The sequence below is a fragment of the Flavobacterium sp. ZT3R18 genome (genome assembly GCF_007097385.1).
Lineage (GTDB): Bacteria > Bacteroidota > Bacteroidia > Flavobacteriales > Flavobacteriaceae > Flavobacterium.
The window spans coordinates 1-1,788 of the sequence record NZ_VJZS01000061.1; the positions used below are offsets into that span (position 1 = coordinate 1).

1 protein-coding gene is annotated in these 1,788 nt (G+C 37.2%); it reads right to left on the bottom strand.

All coding sequences use genetic code 11. The features are described from left to right. A partial coding sequence (locus FNW52_RS20550; protein WP_185966055.1) for a condensation domain-containing protein occupies positions 1–1,737 on the bottom strand: 1,737 nt, incomplete at its 3' end. Between the last annotated feature and the right edge of the window lie 51 nt (positions 1,738–1,788).

Sequence of the window (1,788 nt, forward strand, 5' to 3'; positions counted from 1 at the left end):
TATCTCAGAACGCTGCCAAACCGAATAGTCTGCATATTGGAAACTAAGAACCGGTAAATCAGCTGCGATTCCGGATTTATAAAAAGCGTATAATTCTTTAAATTCATTGACAATTAGTGACGATGACCATCCATCGGTAGCGATATGATGACGCACCAATACTAAAATATGTTCATTGTCTGATATTTTGATCACTGTGCCACGAAGCATATAATCTTTAGAAAGATCAAAAGCCCTGCTTACTTCTTTGGATATAAAAGATTCGTAATCCTCCACAGAAGAAAGAACATTAAGCTCCCAACGATCAGCAGATTGTATTTCCTGATAAGCCACACCATCTTTTTCTACATAAACCGTACGAAGCGCTTCATGACGCTTAACAATGGTTTTTAACGCTCGTGAAAGAAAGTCAATATTAAGATCTCCTTTAAGATTTAATAATACAGGAACGTGATAATGTTCACTTCCTTTCAACTTATCAATAAACCATAAACGCTCTTGCGCATAAGATAATGGAATAGCTGCAGGCAACTCTTGTTTGGTAACCAAAGGAAGTGCCGAAGTATTATCCTGTCCTTCTATAAAAGTAGCTAAAGCCGAAATATTAGTATAATCGAATAAATCTGTAATAGTCACCGCAACATTCATTGTACTTTTAATAGCCGATAATAAACGAACCGCTAATAAGGAATGACCTCCTAATTCAAAGAAATCATCAATAACCCCAACTTGTTCTACATTCAATATATCTTGCCAGATTCTAACTAAATCTTCTTCTACTTTTGTACTCGGAGCAACATAAGTACGCTGGTTTGTAATTTCAGGATCCGGCAATGCTTTTCTGTCTATTTTTCCATTTGATGTTAATGGCATCTGATCCAAAACAACATAAAGCTGAGGAACCATATAATCAGGAACCAATCCGGCAAGGTAAGATTTCAATCCAGACTCTGAATAGCCGTCTTCTGCAACCAGATAACTCACTAATCTTTTGATGCCTGTTGAGTCTTCTTTGAACAAAACTTCACTTTGTACAATACCCTCATAACCTTGTATTACTCGGCTGATTTCTTTTAGTTCTACACGATAACCGCGTATTTTAACCTGATCGTCTACTCGGCCTAAAAATTCGATTTCTCCCAGCGAGTTTCTGCGTGCTAAATCTCCTGTTCTATATAAGGTTGAACTCTTGCTATTTGAAAATGGATTAGCAATAAATTTTTCCTGAGTTAAATCTTCACGGTTTAAATATCCTTTTGAAATTCCTGATCCTCCCAATAATAATTCTCCCGAAACTCCAATTGGGCATAACGACATATCACTGCTCACAATAAAGGCTTCACTGTCAGAAAATAATCTTCCAACGGGGATTCTCACATAATCAAAATTAGGATCTACCTGATGCATTAACTTCCCAATTGTACTCTCGGTAGGACCGTAATGGTTCACGATTGCTACATTGGCATCTTGAGCTGCGATATCTTTTACAAACGAAATTGGCAATACATCGCCTCCAAATATTATGGTACGGGTTGGCAATAACAATTCAGTATCGAAACGCAAGGCCTGCCAGTGACTAGGTACGATTTTGATACAATCTATTGGATGGTTTTTAAAATACGATTGTAACTTAATCCCGTCCATTAAAGTTTCTTTGCTGAATAGATGTAAACAGCCCCCACTCAATAAAGAACCATACAACACGGTGTTCCCTAAATCTGCTGAAAGCGAAGACATTAATCCAAAACTTTTATTATTGCTAATAGCAATTCTGGCTTCCAATCCCTG